Source organism: Pseudarthrobacter sp. NPDC092419 (assembly GCF_044755045.1).
Taxonomy (GTDB): domain Bacteria; phylum Actinomycetota; class Actinomycetes; order Actinomycetales; family Micrococcaceae; genus Arthrobacter.
In genome coordinates, this window is sequence record NZ_JBIVQF010000004.1 from 49684 (window position 1) to 65077 (window position 15394).

The window sequence follows — 15394 nt, forward strand, 5'->3', positions numbered from 1 at the left end:
GGCAGGTAGCTGCCGGTTGGTTAATATGGGGCCATGCAGTGGGAGCAGGACATTCTGGGCGGCGGCTTCGAGTCGCTGGCCTTCGTTGCCGCCGGTGAGGACGGGGTGCAGCGGACCGCCACCCTGGTGAGGCTGCACCCCGGCGCCGAATCCGCGGATCCCCCTCCGGCGGAGGCACGGGGCCGGCGGCCGGCGATAGGCGCCGTGCTCTTCCTGCACGGCTGGAGCGATTACTTCTTCAACACCGACCTCGCCCGCTTCTGGGCAAGGCGCGGCTATGCGTTCTATGCCCTCGACATGCACAACCATGGCCGGAGCATCCGGCCCGGGCTGCCGGGCGGCTATGTGGCAGACCTCGCAGACTATGACGCCGAACTGGCCACGGCCATCAGCCTCATCCGTGACGAAGCGGGCGCGCCCCTGACGCTGATGGGGCACTCCACCGGCGGATTGGTCGCTGCCCTCTGGGCCAGCCGGCACCCGGAAGGTCTCGCCGGGCTGGTCCTCAACAGTCCTTGGCTAGAGATGCACGGGAGCTCGCTGGTCCGCCGCGCCGCGGCGGGCATGGTTGGTCCTGTGGCACGTTTCCGTCCTGAAGCGGTGCTGCGCCTACCGGAGCGCGGCTACTACTGGCGTACCATCAGCAGCGCGGCCGAAGGCGAATGGAACCTGGACGACCGTTACAGGCCTCCGATGGCTTTTCCCGTCCGTGCGGGCTGGCTGAACGCGGTGCTGTCCGGCCACGCGCAGGTGGCGCGGGGGCTGGGACTGGAGATGCCCGTCCTGGTGCTGCTGTCCCGGACCAGCGCCACGGGGCTCTTCTGGTCGGATGAGATGCGGCGGGCCGACGCCGTCCTTGACGTGGGCATCATCGCAGCCCGTGCACTGACGCTTGGCCGTACCGTGACCGTGGAACGGATCGACGGCGGGCTCCATGACGTGTTCCTTTCACCTGCGGCAGTCCGGCACGACGCGTATGCCCGGCTGGGACGCTGGCTGGCCGCCTATGGTAGCGAGGCGGGCGGCGCGGAGTCCGGAGATGCCGCATCCACGGCACCGCCATAGCGCCGGTCCCGCTGCGCGTACTCTTCCACGGCCGCCCACAGGGTCCTGCGGTCCACGTCCGGCCACAGGGTATCCATGAAGACGAATTCGGCGTAGGCCGACTGCCAGAGCAGGAAGTTGGAAAGGCGCTGCTCACCGGAGCTGCGCAGGAACAGGTCCACGTCCGGCAGGTCCGGCTCGTCCAGGTACTTCTGGATGGTGCGTTCGGTGATGGCGCCGGGCTTGATCCTGCCGGCGGCGACATCCTCCGCGATGGCGGAAACGGCGTCGGTGATCTCCGCACGGCCGCCGTAATTAACACACATGGTCAACGTACAGGTGCTATTCCCGGCAGTGAATTCCTCCGCATCCTCCAGTTCCCTGATAACGGACCCCCAGAGCCGCGGCCTCCTGCCGGCCCAGCGGACTCGAACCCCCCACTCGTCGAGCTGGTTCCTTTGGCGGCGTAGCACATCCTTGTTAAATCCCATCAGGAAACGGACTTCCTCCGGGGAGCGGCGCCAATTTTCCGTGGAGAACGCATACACGCTCACGTACTCGATCCCCAACTCGATGGCACCGGCCATGACATCCAGCAGCGCCGGTTCGCCCGCCTTGTGCCCTTCGATGCGGGGCAGGCCGCGCTGGTTGGCCCACCGTCCGTTGCCGTCCATCACGATGGCCACGTGGCGCGGGATAAACTCCTGCGGTATGGCGGGCGCCTCCGCACCCGAGGGGTGCGGGTACGGTGCCACGACGGGACGGGTGCGCCGGGCGGCGTTCTTCTTTTTTCCGAGGGCCACTGTCAGCTACGCTCCACATGCTTGAGGGATTTCAGGACTCTTTCGAGGTGCCATTGCAGGTAGGCGGCCACCAGGCCGGCGGCCTCCTTCCGGTGGACGGGCAGGGAGGCATCGGCGGTGGCCCAGTCTCCGGTCAGCAGTGCGGCCAGAAGCACCACCGTCTCCGCGGCAGGTGCCGGTGAACCCGGCGGCCGGCAGTCCCCGCACACCATGCCGCCCATCGGAGCCGAGAAGGCAGAGTGTGGACCGGGTGCGCCGCAGCGGGCGCAGTCCGTGAAGCTCGGTGCCCAGCCGCCGGTAGCCAGGGCACGCAACAGGTAGGAGTCCAGGATCAGCCCGGCTGCATGGTCGTCCCGGCTGAGCGCGGCGAGGGCGCCCACCAGCAGGTTGTATTGGGCGGTACCGGCTTCGCCGTCCACGTCCGTCAGCTTCTCGGCGGTCTCCGTCATGGCCGCGGCTACCGTATACCTGCCGTAGTCGGCGGCAATGCTCCCGCCATAGGCGCCCTTGGCCACCGCCTGCGTGACGATATCCAGCGTCCGCCCGGAAACGAGCTGCAGGTCAGCCACCATGAAGGGTTCCAGCCGGGCGCCAAACCGGCTGCTGGTCCGCCGCACCCCCTTGGCCACCGCCCGGACCTGGCCATGGTGCTTGGTGAGCAGGGTGATGATGCGGTCCGCCTCTCCCAGCTTGTGGGTACGGAGCACGACGGCGTCGTCCCGGTACGCGCGGGAAGCGAAAGACTGTTGGGCCACGCTTTATCTTCCCATCCCCGGCGGCGGCATTGTTCCGCCGTGCACTGCCCAGTTTCGACAAACGACAAAGTGCCGCCGGAAAATCCGGCGGCACTTTGGCCTGCGGGGTCAGGCCTGTGCGTCCCGGATGGCCCGGTTGACGGCCGAGATGACGGCTTTCAGGGAGGACATGCTCGTGTTGGCGTCAATGCCGACGCCCCACAGGACCCGCTCCCCCACCGCGCACTCGACGTAGGCGGCGGCCATGGCGTTGCCGCCCTCGGAGAGTGCGTGTTCGCTGTAGTCCAGCACCCGCACGTCCACCCCGTCTTCGCGCAGGATGCTCAGCAGCGCGGCGATGGGACCGTTTCCGGTGCCTGTCCGGTTGGCCTGCACGCCGTCCACGGTGAGGGACGCATGCAACGTCATGCCGCCGTCGTCGTCTGTTTCCGTCTTGACCGCCCCCAGGGAGTAGCGGCCCCACTGCCCGTCTTCCCGGCCCGAGGGCAGGTATTCGTCCTGGAAGATCTGCCACAGCTGTGCGCCGCTGACCTCGCCGCCGACAGTGTCCGTGCGGCGCTGGATCACGCCGGAGAACTCGATCTGTGCGCGGCGGGGCAGGTCCAGGCTGTGCTCGTTCTTGAGCAGGTAGGCAACGCCGCCCTTGCCGGACTGGGAGTTGACCCGGATGACGGCCTCGTAGCTCCGGCCCAGATCCTTGGGGTCCACAGGCAGGTAGGGAACTTCCCACTTGAAGTCGGCAATGTCTTGGCCGGCCGCGGCCGCATCGCGCTCCAAGGCTTCCAGGCCTTTCTTGATGGCGTCCTGGTGCGAGCCGGAGAAAGCCGTGAAGACCAGGTCGCCGCCGTAGGGCGAACGCTCGGGGACGGGCAGCTGGTTGCAGTACTCTACGGTGCGGCGGACGTCGTCGATGTTGGAGAAGTCAATCATGGGATCGATGCCCTGCACGAACATGTTCAGGCCCAGAGTGACAAGGTCGACGTTGCCGGTACGTTCTCCGTTGCCGAACAGGCAGCCCTCGATGCGGTCCGCGCCGGCCAAGTAGCCCAGCTCGGCGGCGGCCACGCCGGTGCCGCGGTCATTGTGCGGGTGCAGCGAGAGGATGATGCCCTCGCGGGGGTGCAGGTGCCGGCTCATCCATTCAATGGAGTCGGCGTACACATTGGGCGTGGCCATCTCCACCGTGGCCGGCAGGTTGATGATGACCTGGCGGTCCGCGGAGGCTTCAAAGACATCGGCGACGGCGTTGCACACCCGCGCGGCATACTCCAGTTCGGTGCCGGTAAAGGATTCCGGGGAGTATTCGTAAGTCACGTGCGTGTCCGCGAGGGTTTCCTCGTACTTCTTACACAGCCGCGCACCCTGCAACGCGATGTCCAGGATGCCGTCCTCGTCCTGGTTGAAGACGACGCGGCGCTGCAGCACGGACGTGGAGTTATACAGGTGGACAATGGCTTGCTTGGCGCCGACCAGGGACTCGTAGGTCCGTTCGATCAGGTGTTCCCGGGCCTGGGTGAGAACCTGGATGGTGACGTCGTCCGGAATGTGGTTGCCTTCGATGAGCTGGCGGACGAAGTCGAAGTCTGTCTGCGACGCCGACGGGAACCCGACCTCGATCTCCTTGTAGCCCATGCGCACCAGCAGATCGAACATCTTCATTTTGCGGGCGGGGCTCATGGGATCGATCAGCGCCTGGTTGCCATCGCGCAGGTCTACGGCGCACCAGCGCGGAGCCTTGGTGATGACCTTGTCCGGCCAGGTGCGGTCGGGCAGTTCGACCGTGATCAGGTCCTGGAACGGGGTATAGCGGTGGGCAGGCATTCCTGAGGGCTTCTGTGCGTTTCGCATTACTATCGGGGCCTTTTCTGTGGTTCTTCGTTGAAAGGTGGCCGGGCAACACAAACTCCGCAGCGAGGGTGGGCCTTGCGCTAGATCGCGTCTGTGGCCTCGCCGCGGCAGCTAAGGAGAAGCAGTTCTGCACGCACCATTTGAGGGTAACACGGGTGCGTAAGATGAAAGGGCGCTACCGTCCGTAACGTCCACCATGCAGACGCGAGGCCGAACCGACACCGGTACGGCCCTGCGGCCAAAGGAGTTTCAGTGCCTAATTCCGGCATCGACCTATCCACCTTCGACCACACCGTCCGGCCGCAGGATGACCTTTACCGGCACGTGAACGGGGCCTGGCTGAAGGCCACACAGATTCCCGAAGACCGGCCGCTTGAAGGCACGTTCACTGCGCTCCGCGACGGCTCTGAGCTGGCAGTGCGCGCGATCATCGAGGAAGCCGCCGGCAAGGGTGCCGCGGCAACCGGCATCGAACGGAAGATCGGCGACCTCTACAACAGCTTCATGGATGAGGCCGGAGTGGAAGCCAAGGGCATGGAGCCGATTCGGCGGCGGCTGTCGGATGTCTTCGCCACCTCCTCCGTAGCTGACCTGGTGTCCCTGACGGGCCGCCTGTTCCGGGCGGACGTCGGTGGCCTGTTCTACATCTACCCTGCTCCGGACGCCGGGAACCCTGACCGCATCCTGCTCTATATCGGCCAGGGCGGCCTTGGCCTTCCCGACGAGTCGTATTACCGCGAAGAGAAGTTTGCTCCGCTGGTGTCCGCTTACACCGGCCATGTGGAGCGGATGTTCGCCCTGGCTGAGTTGCCGGACGCTGCTGCTGCCGCCACGCGGGTGGTCGAGCTGGAAACCCGGCTTGCGGCGCACCACTGGGACAACGTCACCCTCCGCGACCCCCAGAAAACCTACAATCTGAAAACCGCCGGGGAGGCCGCCGAACTTTTCCCCCACTTTCCCGGGTGGTGCGAGGCGGCCGGCATCGAAGAGGACAAGCGCACCGAACTGGTGGTCAGCACCCCGGACTTCTTTGAAGGTACGGCAGGACTCCTGGACGAGGTGCCGCTCTCCACCTGGCAGGATTGGCTGGCCATGCGGGTCATCAGTGCCGCCGCCCCTTACCTGTCCTCCGCCTTCGTGGACGCCAACTTTGCCTTCTACGGCACCGCGTTGAGCGGCACCCCGCAGAATAAAGTTCGCTGGAAGCGGGCTGTCGGCGCCGTGGAGGCCGGCCTTGGTGAAGCCGTGGGCCAGATCTACGTGGAACGCCACTTCCCGGAAACGCACAAAGCCCGGATGCAGGCACTGGTCGACAACCTCATCGAAGCGTACCGCCGAAGCATCACCTCGGTGAGCTGGATGGGCGGAGCAACGATCGCCGAAGCGCTCCGCAAGCTGGAAGCCTTCCGCGCGAAAATCGGATACCCGGACAAGTGGATTGACTACTCAGCCGTGGAGATCGACCGCCACGACCTCCTCGGCAACGTGGAGCGCGCCCATAACGCCGACGTCGACCGCCACCTTGACGAGGTAGGCAAGCCGGTGGATCGGGACAAATGGCTGATGACGCCGCAGACGGTCAATGCCTACTACCACCCGATGATGAACGAGATCGTGTTCCCGGCCGCCATCCTGCAGCCGCCGTTCTTCACTGCGGACGCTGATGATGCTGTCAACTATGGGGGCATCGGGGCAGTTATCGGCCACGAAATCGGCCACGGCTTCGACGACCAGGGATCCCAGTTTGACGGCGGGGGTACCCTGCGGAACTGGTGGACCGACGAGGACCGGAAGGCGTTCGAGTCGCTCACCGCAAGGCTGGTCGCCCAGTACGATGCCCTGTCCCCCTATGCGGCACCCGGCCATAACGTTAACGGCCGGCTTACCCTCGGCGAAAACATCGGCGACCTGGCGGGCCTGGCCATCGCCTATAAGGCCTACCTGATCAGCCTGGACGGCAAGGAGCCGGAAGTCCTGGACGGCCTGACCGGCCAGCAGCGGTTCTTTGCATCCTGGGCCGCCGGCTGGCGCCAGGTGATCAGGCACGAGGAGGCGGTGCGGCGCCTGGCCACGGACCCACACTCCCCCAACGAGTTCCGCACCAACGCCATCGCGCGCAACCTGGACGCCTTCCATGACGCCTTTGCCGTCACCGAACAGGACGGCATGTGGATGGCCCCGGACGAACGCGTGAGTATCTGGTAGCCGTCCTGTACCTGCCGGCCGGCCCTATTCCTGCACAATCAGTGCAGGATTGGCCTGCTGGCAGGTGCTGTCCTTGGCCGTCTGGTTGACAATGTCCTTCGGCAGCGCGACCCCGCCGTACTTCACCCCAGACGGGAAATCTGTTCCCAGGTACACCTGGACGCCATAGACCCCGTCGGCAGGAAGGATCTGGGCCGCCGGAATTCCGAAGATCTTTGCCACGTCCCGCGCCACGTCGGCGAAGTCGGCGCCGTAGTACACCACGGACTGTTCCACCGGAGTAGCCTCGAACTGGCTGGCCTGGGTGAACCCTGCGGCGATCACCGCTTCCACGATCTCCTGCGCGCGGCCCGGCTCGCCGGTTCCGTTGGCTACTGCGACCGGCTGCAGGGTCTTGTCATAAGGCTGCGCAGGCGGAGCGCTTGGCGTGGGGGCGGGGGTCGTCGGCTTTGGCGTGGCACCGGGCGAAGGTGTGGCCGGGGCCGCGGGATCGGTAAGGTCCACGTCCTTGCGCATGGCGGCAAAAAGCTGCGATCCTGCCGGCTCCGCGATCTCAAGGCGGTTGGAGTCGCTCTGGGCGGGCCTGGTGGGGACTGCGACAAAGGCCACCTTGCTGACGTCGATGTCCTTGAGCCTGGTGCCGATGGTCAGCAGGGTGGGCACGGAGGCCAGTCCTTCATCAACGGTGAGGTTCTTCGTCACCACATCGGCTATTTTCAGCATGCGGGGCGGGTCCGACAGGGTTCCCTCGTCCTTGATCTTCCTGGTCAGCGAAGAGAGGAAGCCCTGCTGGGCCTTGATACGTCCCAGGTCGCCGCCGTCGGCAAAAGCGTGGCGGGTACGGAGGAAAGCCAAGGCCATTTCGCCCTGGACGGATGAGGTTCCGGCCGGCAGGCGCAGGCGCGAGTCGGGGTCGTAAACGGCATCGCTGATGCAGACCTCTACGCCGCCCACTGCGTTCGAGAGCTCCTTGACCGCGTTGAAGTCGGCCATCATGAAGTGGTCCACCTCCAGGCCGGTAATTTCATTGACTGTATCCACGGCGCAGCCAATGCCCGCTTCCGCCATGGCCTCATTGATCATGACGCCGGACCGCGCCGGGAACGTCTTGCCGGATTCGGGGTCCTTGCACTCAGGGATGTCCACCAGGAGGTCGCGGGGGAAACTGACCACGCTGACGCGCCTGTTGTCCTCCGAGATGTCCATGAGCATCATGACGTCCGAGTTGCCGTAACCGGTTGAATCCTCAGCGACACCGTATTTCGAGTTCTTCCCGTCCCGCGTGTCCGACCCCAGGATCAGGATCTGCAGCCTGCCCTTGGCGTCATCGGCAACCTCGTTCCCGCCGCCGCCGGCATTCAGAGGCGCCTTGGAGATGTTGTTCTGCAGCCGCAGGAACCAGAAGCCGGCAAAAACCAGGGCTCCTGCAAGGGCCACGGTGAGGATTCCGGTCACGATCTTCAGCCACAGTGGCATGCCGTGCGGACGGCCCATGTGGCGCGCGGCTCCGGCGGGCCCCGTGCCGGAGTGACGGGATACCGGCGCCGGACCGGCGGCGGCACCCGTCGCGTTCTGGCGTTTGTCGCGGCCTCGACCCACGTGCTGAACCTTCCTCTAAAAAACAAAATCCGGTCCATTTTAGTGGTCCAGTCTGGGAACTTACCCCACAGCGCGCCGACCCCGGGGCGATGCCGGCAGCCAACGGGTCAGAAGCCGAGTTTAACCAGCTGCTTGGGATCCCGCTGCCAGTCCTTGGCCACCTTCACATGGAGGTCCAGGTAGATCCTTGTTCCGAGCAGCGCCTCAATCCCCTTGCGGGCGTTGGTTCCCACTTCCCGCAACCTGCTTCCGCCCTTGCCGATGATGATTGCCTTCTGCGAGGGACGCTCCACATACAGGTTCACACGGACGTCCAGCAGCGGGTTGTCCTCGGGCCGGTCTTCGCGCGGCACAATTTCCTCGACGACGACGGCAAGCGAGTGCGGCAATTCGTCGCGGACGCCCTCCAGTGCAGCCTCGCGGATAAGCTCGGCAACCATGACGGCCTCGGGCTCGTCCGTAAGCTCTCCATCGGGGTACAGCGGGGGCGACGGCGGCATGTGGCTGATCAGCACGTCGGCCACGGTCCCTACCTGGAATCCGTCGCTGGCCGAAACGGGCACGATGTCCTTCCAGCCATCCTCTCCCATGACCTCCCGGCCCAGCGCAGCAACCGCCAGCAGCTGCTCCGTCAGCGCCTGCCGGTCAACAAGGTCCGCCTTGGTCACGATCGCGATCACCGGTTTGCGCCCTACGGCGGCCAGCTGGGCCGCGATGAACTTGTCTCCGGGGCCGATTTTTTCGTTGGCCGGCAGGCAGAAACCGATTGCGTCAACCTCGGCCAGGGTGTCCGCCACGAGGTCGTTCAGCCGCTTGCCCAGGAGGGTGCGGGGCCGGTGGAGGCCGGGTGTGTCCACCAGGATCAGCTGGGCATCATCACGGTGCACGATGCCGCGGATGGTGTGCCGCGTGGTTTGTGGCTTGGCCGAAGTGATGGCCACTTTCTTGCCCACCAGAGCGTTGGTGAGGGTGGACTTGCCGGCGTTGGGGCGGCCCACCAGCACCGAGAACCCTGCCCGGAAACCGCCGAAGTCTTCTTCGCCTGCGGCCTTATTTTTCTTGCTCACGTGGAACTCCCTGCTGGGTTGCTTCGGCCTCGTCGAGGAGGTCTTCAAGGTCAGTGTCTTCTTTTGTCACCCGCGCCGCAATAATGTGGCTGACGCGGTTGCGGCGGCCTTCCAGCCGGTCGGCACGCAATGAGAGCCCGTGGACCTGGACGGCGCTGCCAACGATCGGTACCCGTCCCAGTGCCTTGGCCAGGAGCCCGCCCACCGTGTCCACCTCGTCGTCGTCGAGTTCGAAATCGAACAGCTCGCCGAGGTCGTCGATGCTCATCCGTGCGCTGACACGGAAGGATCCGTCGCCGAGTTCGACAGCCTCAGCGCTTTCCGTGTCGTATTCGTCGACGATTTCGCCGACAATTTCCTCGATCAGGTCTTCGAGGGTTACCAGCCCGGCCGTGCCGCCGTATTCGTCAATCACGATAGCGACGTGCGTGGATTCCTTCTGCAACTCCCTGAGCAGGTCACTGACCGGTTTTGACTCCGGTACGTAACGCACGTCCCGGGCCAGCGTCTCCACGGGCGGCGGCTCCTCGCCCGGTGCCAGCCGGTGCAGGACTGCGGCGACATCCTTGAGATAGACAATCCCCAGGATGTGGTCGGTGTCCTCACGGATGACTGGCACCCGCGAGTAGCCGGAACGCAGGAAGAGCGACATGGCCTGCCGGAGGGTGGACCCGGCGTCGATGCTCAGGATGTCCGTCCGCGGAACCATCACGGCGCGCACCAGCGTGTCTCCAAAGTCGAAGACCGATTGGATCATCTCCGCTTCGGTGTCCTCGATCATGTCCGATTCACTGGCCCGTTCCACCAGTTCGCGGAACTCCTGCTCGCTGAAGAACGCCTCGTCACCGATGGGCGCCCCGGGGGCCGCTGAGCTGCCAAGTGCCACCAGCCAGCCGGGGATGGGGCCGAGGACCCAGGTCAGGAAACGGATCATGGGCGCGGTGAACCGGACCACGGCGGTGGAGTGCAGCCGGCCGAACTGGCGGGGCGAGACACCGACAATGACGAAACCGAGAAGGGCCATGATGCCGGTGGCAGCGAGGCCGGCCAGCCATACGTTGTCCAGCAGGCTGTAGAGGAGCACTGCCACTGCCACTGCCGAGGCCATCTCGAACCAGATACGCCAGAACCGCAGGGCACGGATGTGGGCTACGGGATGGGCGAGGATCTTCCGCATGGTCCCCGCCGGATTGCGCGCCAGGGCGTCTTCGGCCTCGTGGCGTGGAAGGAAATTGAACGCGGCCTCGGCCGCCGTCAGTACCGCCGCCGTGCCAAGGAAAACCAAGGCCATGAAGACCAGGAGCGATTCGGTCACTGGGTGGTCTCGGCAGGCGCTTCTTTGCCCGTAAACCCGGCGAGCAGTTCACGCTGGAGCCCGAACATCTCGGCCTTCTCCTCGGGTTCTGCGTGGTCATAGCCGAGCAGGTGCAGGATTCCATGCGTCGTGAGCAGCAGCATCTCGTCCTCAAGGCCGTGGCCGGCGTTGCGGGCCTGAACCTCGGCCACCTGGGGGCAGATGGCAATATCGCCCAGCATGCCCTGAGGCGTTGGCCGGTCCGGGGTGCCGGGGGTCAGCTCGTCCATAGGAACGGACAGCACGTCCGTGGCCCCCGGCTCGTCCATCAGTTCGATGTGCAGCTTCTCCATGGCGGGTTCATCAACCAGCAGGATGGAAAGTTCTGCCTGTGGATGGATGAAGAGCTGTTCGAAGATGTACCTCGCCAGGGCGACCAGCGCCGCTTCGTCCACCCGGACCCCGGATTCGTTGTTAACCTCGATGCTCACGCGTGTTCCCCCCGCTTATCCCGTACGGTCGAATGTTTGACGCGGCTGCGCTGCGCGTCATCCCAGAGACTGTAGGCATTAACGATGTCGCCCACCAGCCGGTGCCGGACCACGTCTGCTGCATCGAGGACGGAGAAGTTGACGCCCTCGATGCCGTGCAGTATCTCCTCCACGATGCGGAGTCCGGAACGGGTGCCGAAGGGCAGGTCCACCTGCGTCACGTCGCCGGTGACCACCATCTTGGAACCGAATCCGAGCCTGGTCAGGAACATCTTCATCTGTTCCGGCGTGGTGTTCTGGGCTTCGTCGAGGATGATGAAGGCATCATTGAGCGTGCGTCCGCGCATGTAGGCCAAGGGTGCCACCTCGATGGTCCCGGCCGCCATGAGCCGGGGAATGGACTCGGGGTCCATCATGTCGTGCAGGGCATCGTAGAGGGGGCGCAGATAGGGGTCGATTTTGTCGCTGAGCGTGCCCGGCAGGAATCCCAGCCGCTCACCGGCCTCCACTGCGGGGCGGGTGAGGATGATGCGGCTGACTTCCTTCTGCTGGAGCGCCTGGACGGCTTTCGCCATGGCCAGGTAAGTCTTCCCCGTACCCGCAGGGCCGATGCCGAAGATCACCGTGTTGTCATCGATGGCGTCCACGTAGTTCTTCTGGTTCAGCGTCTTCGGCCGGATGGTACGGCCCCGGCTGGAGAGGATGTCGTGGGTCAGAACGTCGACAGGGTTCTGCAGGGACTGGCTGCGCAAAAGCGCGGCAAGCTGCTGCAGCACAGCGGGAGTAATCACAGTCCCACGCGACACCAGTCCTCGGACCTCGTCGAGGAGTCGCATGATCCGCGGCACCTCAGCGGGCGGGCCGCTGATGGTCAGTTCGTTGCCACGGACGTGGAAGTTGACGTTGGGGAACTGCTCCTCGATAAAGCGAAGCGCTTCATCATGGCTGCCCAGGGACTGAACCATCTGGTCGGAGTTATCGAAGAGGACCACCTCCGTCCGGACTCCCGGAAGGGAATGGGGGAACTCTGCTGCGGCGCCCTCTCCGGTGAGCCGGCGCTTTCCGTTCGCTGATTCAGTCATAGTGCTGGCCCGCGGGCCCGTGATCCCCTTCAAGTCTGATAAACGTTTGCCGCCGGGAAAGGGCGGAGCCGGTGCCGGCGTCGTTCTTCCCAACGGGTCCTTACATCTTACGCCAGGAGGCCCCCTCCGGCCGCTCCTGACCGCTCACGTAAGCCTGCCCCGGGGTGCCGACCGGCGGCACCGGCCGATTATGTCTCAAGTTCATATCAGCCGGATATCGTTCCCGTTGCAGTTCGCTCCGGACGGTCTGATCCGGGGTTCCTGCCACAGGTCCTGTGCGATGCTGGAAATCCAGCTTCCGTTGGAAGGAGCCGCCCGGGGATCGGCGCACCACCCAGAAAGGACAGGGACATCATCGTGCCGGAAACCACCGCTCCCCGCAGGAGCGCACGCGCGGACCGCCGTGTGCGTACCGCGGTCGTGGCGGGTTTTCTGGCGGTGCCCCTGCTGACCGGATGCATCGCAGAGCCTGTCCCGGAACCCACCACACCTTCCGGCTCCGGCACCACTGCAGCGGGAACTCCCGGCGTCCCGGCCACAAGCGCACCGCTTGAAACAACACAGTCCTCCAACAAGGCCCCGGTCTATTGGATTGGCCGGAGCGGCCCGAACGTCTTCCTTTACCGCGAGTTCCGGGACGTGCCGGAGCAGGAGAATCCCGTGACCCGGGCGCTGCGGGCCATGATGTCCGAGGAGCCGCTGGACCCTGATTTCTTCACGCCCTGGCAGAATCCCAGCAGCCTTGCCACGTCCATCTCGGGCAAGGACGTCATCAACGTAGACGTCTCCGAGGACGCCTTCAACAGCAACCTCGACGCGGATATGGCTGCCCGCGCGGTGCAGCAACTGGTGTACACGGCAACGGCCGCCGCGGCAAGTTCCGGCCTGATCGACTCCGGCCAGCAGATCAGGGTGCGCATCCTGGTGGACGGCCATACCGACTATCCAGCCTTCAAACATATCCAGCTGGGCGACCTGATGTCGCGTGGGCCCGGGATGGTGGCTCCGGTCTGGATCATCGACCCGCAGGAGGGCGTGGAACTGGGCGCGGGTAACGTCAAGATCACCGGACGCAGCACCAAGGCCGGAAGCAAGCTGCGCTGGCAGGTCCTGAAGGGCGCCGAGGGCGAGGCGAAGGCGCCGTACCTCACCGGTGAAGCGACAGCCGCCGCGGAAGCCGGGCGGTCCGGCGTATTCACCCTGGACCTGAAGCTTCCCGCTGGTGACTATGAGCTGAAAGTTGCGCAGGCGGGTGCCGGTGACGGACCCGACCGGAACGCAGATACCAGGTCGTTTACCGTCCGGTAGTGTCCCAGCGGCCCAAGACATCGCTGGCGAGGACGACGGCGGCGGGCCCGGCCGTGGAGGAACGCAGGACGTGCGTGCCGAGCAAGGCCGTCACCGCCCCCTTATCGCACAGCCGTGTCACCTCGCGCGGACTGATGCCGCCTTCCGGACCAACGATCAGCAGCACTTCCCGCACGCCGTCGCCACGGATTCGCCATTCTTCAAGGACGTTTCGCAGCGGGCGGACCGCGTCCTCATGCAGGATCACGGCCAGGTCTGCGGCTTCCACGGCCGCGGCAAGCGCGGAGGTCTCGACCGCGGGACGCACCTCGGGGATCCAGGCGCGCCGCGCCTGCTTTGCGGCCGCCGCAACCACGGACTGCCATTTGGCGTGCGCCTTTGCGGCCCGGTCACCCTTCCAGCGCACGATGGAACGTTCCGACTGCCACGGAACCACCGCGTCGATGCCCAATTCAGTGGCCGTCTCGATGGCCAGTTCGTCCCGGTCGCCCTTAGCGAGGGCCTGTACCAGTATCAGCCTGACGTCCGGCCGTGCCTCGGCTGTGATGGTAAGGCACTCGACTTCCAGCCTAGACGGCCCGGACGAGGTGACCGTCCCGGTCAGGCGCCTGCCGACGCCGTCCACGATGTCCACGGGTTCACCCTGCGCCAGGCGTTTTACGGCGACTGCGTGCCGCGCCTCGGGGCCTTCCAGGACGAAGACCGCGCCGGGACCAACCCCGTCGAGGCTTCCGGCGGGGGCGAAAAAGACCGGGTTGCTCACCGCTACAGGTTACCCAGTCGGTCCCGGAGCTTGGCGAACATGCCGCCGCTGGCGGCCAGCTTGCCTTCGGTGATCTGTTCTCCACGCAGCTTGGCCAGCTGGCGCAGCAGGTCTTCCTGGGCAGCATCCAGCCGTGCCGGGGTTTCCACCTGCAGGTGGACCTTCAGGTCTCCGCGGCCGTAGCCGCGCAGGTGGGTTACGCCAAGTCCGCGGAGGGTGATGATTTCGCCCGACTGCGTGCCCGGCTTGACGTCGATTTCCTGGATCCCGTCGAAGGTCTCCAGGCTGACATCGGTGCCCAGCGCTGCCGCCGTCATGGGGATGTTCAAGGTGGCGTGCAGGTCATCGCCGTCGCGGACGTAGGTGGCATCGTTGTTGACGCGGATTTCCACGTAAAGATCGCCTGACGGACCGCCGGCGGGGCCCGCCTCTCCCTGTCCCGAGAGCTGGATCCGGGTGCCGGTGGCAACGCCGGCAGGCACCTTGATGGTCAGTGACCGGCGGCTGCGGATACGGCCCTGGCCGCTGCACTCGTTGCAGGGATCCTTAATGACAGTGCCGAAACCTTCGCAGCTCCCGCAGGGTGCGGCGGTCATGACCTGGCCCAGGATCGAGCGGACCGCCCGCTGGACCTGGCCGCTGCCGCCGCAGATGTCGCAGCGCTCCGGGTGGGAGCCCGGCTGGCAGCAGGAACCTTCGCAGGTGGGGCAGGTGACCGCGGTATCCACCTCAAGCTTCTTGTTGACACCGAAAACGGCGTCGCGCAGCTCGATGCGGACGCTGATCAGGGCGTCCTGTCCGCGCCGTACACGCGATGCCGGACCGGTGGTGCCGCCGGCTCCGAAGAACGTGTCAAAGATGTCCTGGAACGCAAACCCCTGGCCTGCATATCCGCCGCCGCCGAAACCGTTGTCGGTGCCGTTCTCGTTCCCCGTGGTGTCGTAGACACGGCGCTTCTGCGGGTCCGAGAGGACCTCGTAGGCGTGGGTCACTGCCTTGAAGCGGTCCGAGGCATCCTGGCCGGGGTTGACGTCGGGGTGGAGCGTGCGGGCCAGCTTGCGGTAGGCCTTTTTGATCTCTTCCCCCGTAGCCTCCGGCGAGACTCCAAGGACGTCATAGTGGCTGCTCAAAGTTG

Annotated in this window: 13 protein-coding genes; 3 read left to right on the top strand and 10 right to left on the bottom strand. The window is 65.5% G+C overall.

What is annotated here, in order from left to right; genetic code table 11:
* The first annotated feature begins 33 nt into the window (after positions 1–33).
* The gene (locus ACIQC0_RS07920; RefSeq protein WP_400534016.1) at positions 34–1065 is read left to right on the top strand and encodes an alpha/beta hydrolase; all 1032 of its coding nucleotides are present in this window, start codon (positions 34–36) and stop codon (positions 1063–1065) included.
* Here the strand turns inward: ACIQC0_RS07920 and ACIQC0_RS07925 are convergent.
* From ACIQC0_RS07925 to leuA, 3 genes are all read right to left on the bottom strand, one after another.
* On the bottom strand, positions 1005–1847 hold the full coding sequence (locus ACIQC0_RS07925; protein WP_377216173.1) for an isoprenyl transferase: 843 nt from the start codon (positions 1845–1847) through the stop codon (positions 1005–1007). The two genes, ACIQC0_RS07920 and ACIQC0_RS07925, sit on opposite strands and share 61 nt — an antisense overlap.
* Before the next feature lie 2 nt (positions 1848–1849).
* On the bottom strand, positions 1850–2602 hold the full coding sequence (gene recO / locus ACIQC0_RS07930) for a DNA repair protein RecO (protein WP_400534020.1): 753 nt from the start codon (positions 2600–2602) through the stop codon (positions 1850–1852).
* A gap of 108 nt (positions 2603–2710) precedes the next feature.
* Positions 2711–4450, bottom strand: a complete 1740-nt coding sequence (gene leuA / locus ACIQC0_RS07935) for a 2-isopropylmalate synthase (RefSeq protein WP_400534023.1) — start codon at positions 4448–4450, stop codon at positions 2711–2713.
* A gap of 252 nt (positions 4451–4702) precedes the next feature.
* On the opposite strand from leuA, the gene ACIQC0_RS07940 reads away from it, so the two are divergent.
* Positions 4703–6655, top strand: a complete 1953-nt coding sequence (locus tag ACIQC0_RS07940) for a M13 family metallopeptidase (RefSeq protein ID WP_400534026.1) — start codon at positions 4703–4705, stop codon at positions 6653–6655.
* A gap of 24 nt (positions 6656–6679) precedes the next feature.
* On the opposite strand, the gene ACIQC0_RS07945 is transcribed toward ACIQC0_RS07940, so the two are convergent.
* The 5 genes from ACIQC0_RS07945 to ACIQC0_RS07965 form a co-directional block, all read right to left on the bottom strand.
* Positions 6680–8254 carry an LCP family protein gene (locus tag ACIQC0_RS07945; protein ID WP_400534029.1) on the bottom strand — a complete coding sequence of 525 codons (1575 nt, stop codon included), beginning with the start codon at positions 8252–8254 and terminating at the stop codon, positions 6680–6682.
* 107 nt (positions 8255–8361) lie between these two features.
* Positions 8362–9321, bottom strand: coding sequence for a GTPase Era (gene era, locus ACIQC0_RS07950; RefSeq protein WP_377216168.1), 960 nt, complete (start codon positions 9319–9321; stop codon positions 8362–8364).
* Entirely contained in the window at positions 9305–10636 is a 1332-nt protein-coding gene (locus ACIQC0_RS07955; protein WP_377216167.1) for a hemolysin family protein, read from the bottom strand. The genes era and ACIQC0_RS07955 overlap by 17 nt, the downstream gene beginning before the upstream one ends.
* Positions 10633–11106 (bottom strand): rRNA maturation RNase YbeY, encoded by a 474-nt coding sequence (gene ybeY / locus ACIQC0_RS07960; RefSeq protein ID WP_377216166.1) that lies wholly within the window; start codon positions 11104–11106, stop codon positions 10633–10635. Before ybeY ends, ACIQC0_RS07955 begins: the two co-directional genes overlap by 4 nt.
* Positions 11103–12188 (bottom strand): PhoH family protein, encoded by a 1086-nt coding sequence (locus ACIQC0_RS07965; RefSeq protein WP_377216165.1) that lies wholly within the window; start codon positions 12186–12188, stop codon positions 11103–11105. The genes ybeY and ACIQC0_RS07965 overlap by 4 nt, the downstream gene beginning before the upstream one ends.
* Before the next feature lie 357 nt (positions 12189–12545).
* On the opposite strand from ACIQC0_RS07965, the gene ACIQC0_RS07970 reads away from it, so the two are divergent.
* Positions 12546–13496: a GerMN domain-containing protein gene (locus tag ACIQC0_RS07970; RefSeq protein ID WP_400534034.1), complete on the top strand. Its 951-nt coding sequence runs from the start codon at positions 12546–12548 to the stop codon at positions 13494–13496.
* Here the strand turns inward: ACIQC0_RS07970 and ACIQC0_RS07975 are convergent.
* Together ACIQC0_RS07975 and dnaJ are read right to left on the bottom strand one after the other, a co-directional pair.
* Positions 13483–14259, bottom strand: coding sequence for a 16S rRNA (uracil(1498)-N(3))-methyltransferase (locus ACIQC0_RS07975; RefSeq protein ID WP_400534036.1), 777 nt, complete (start codon positions 14257–14259; stop codon positions 13483–13485). The two genes, ACIQC0_RS07970 and ACIQC0_RS07975, sit on opposite strands and share 14 nt — an antisense overlap.
* A gap of 2 nt (positions 14260–14261) precedes the next feature.
* Positions 14262–15389: a molecular chaperone DnaJ gene (gene dnaJ / locus ACIQC0_RS07980; RefSeq protein ID WP_377216162.1), complete on the bottom strand. Its 1128-nt coding sequence runs from the start codon at positions 15387–15389 to the stop codon at positions 14262–14264.
* Positions 15390–15394: the final 5 nt, after the last annotated feature.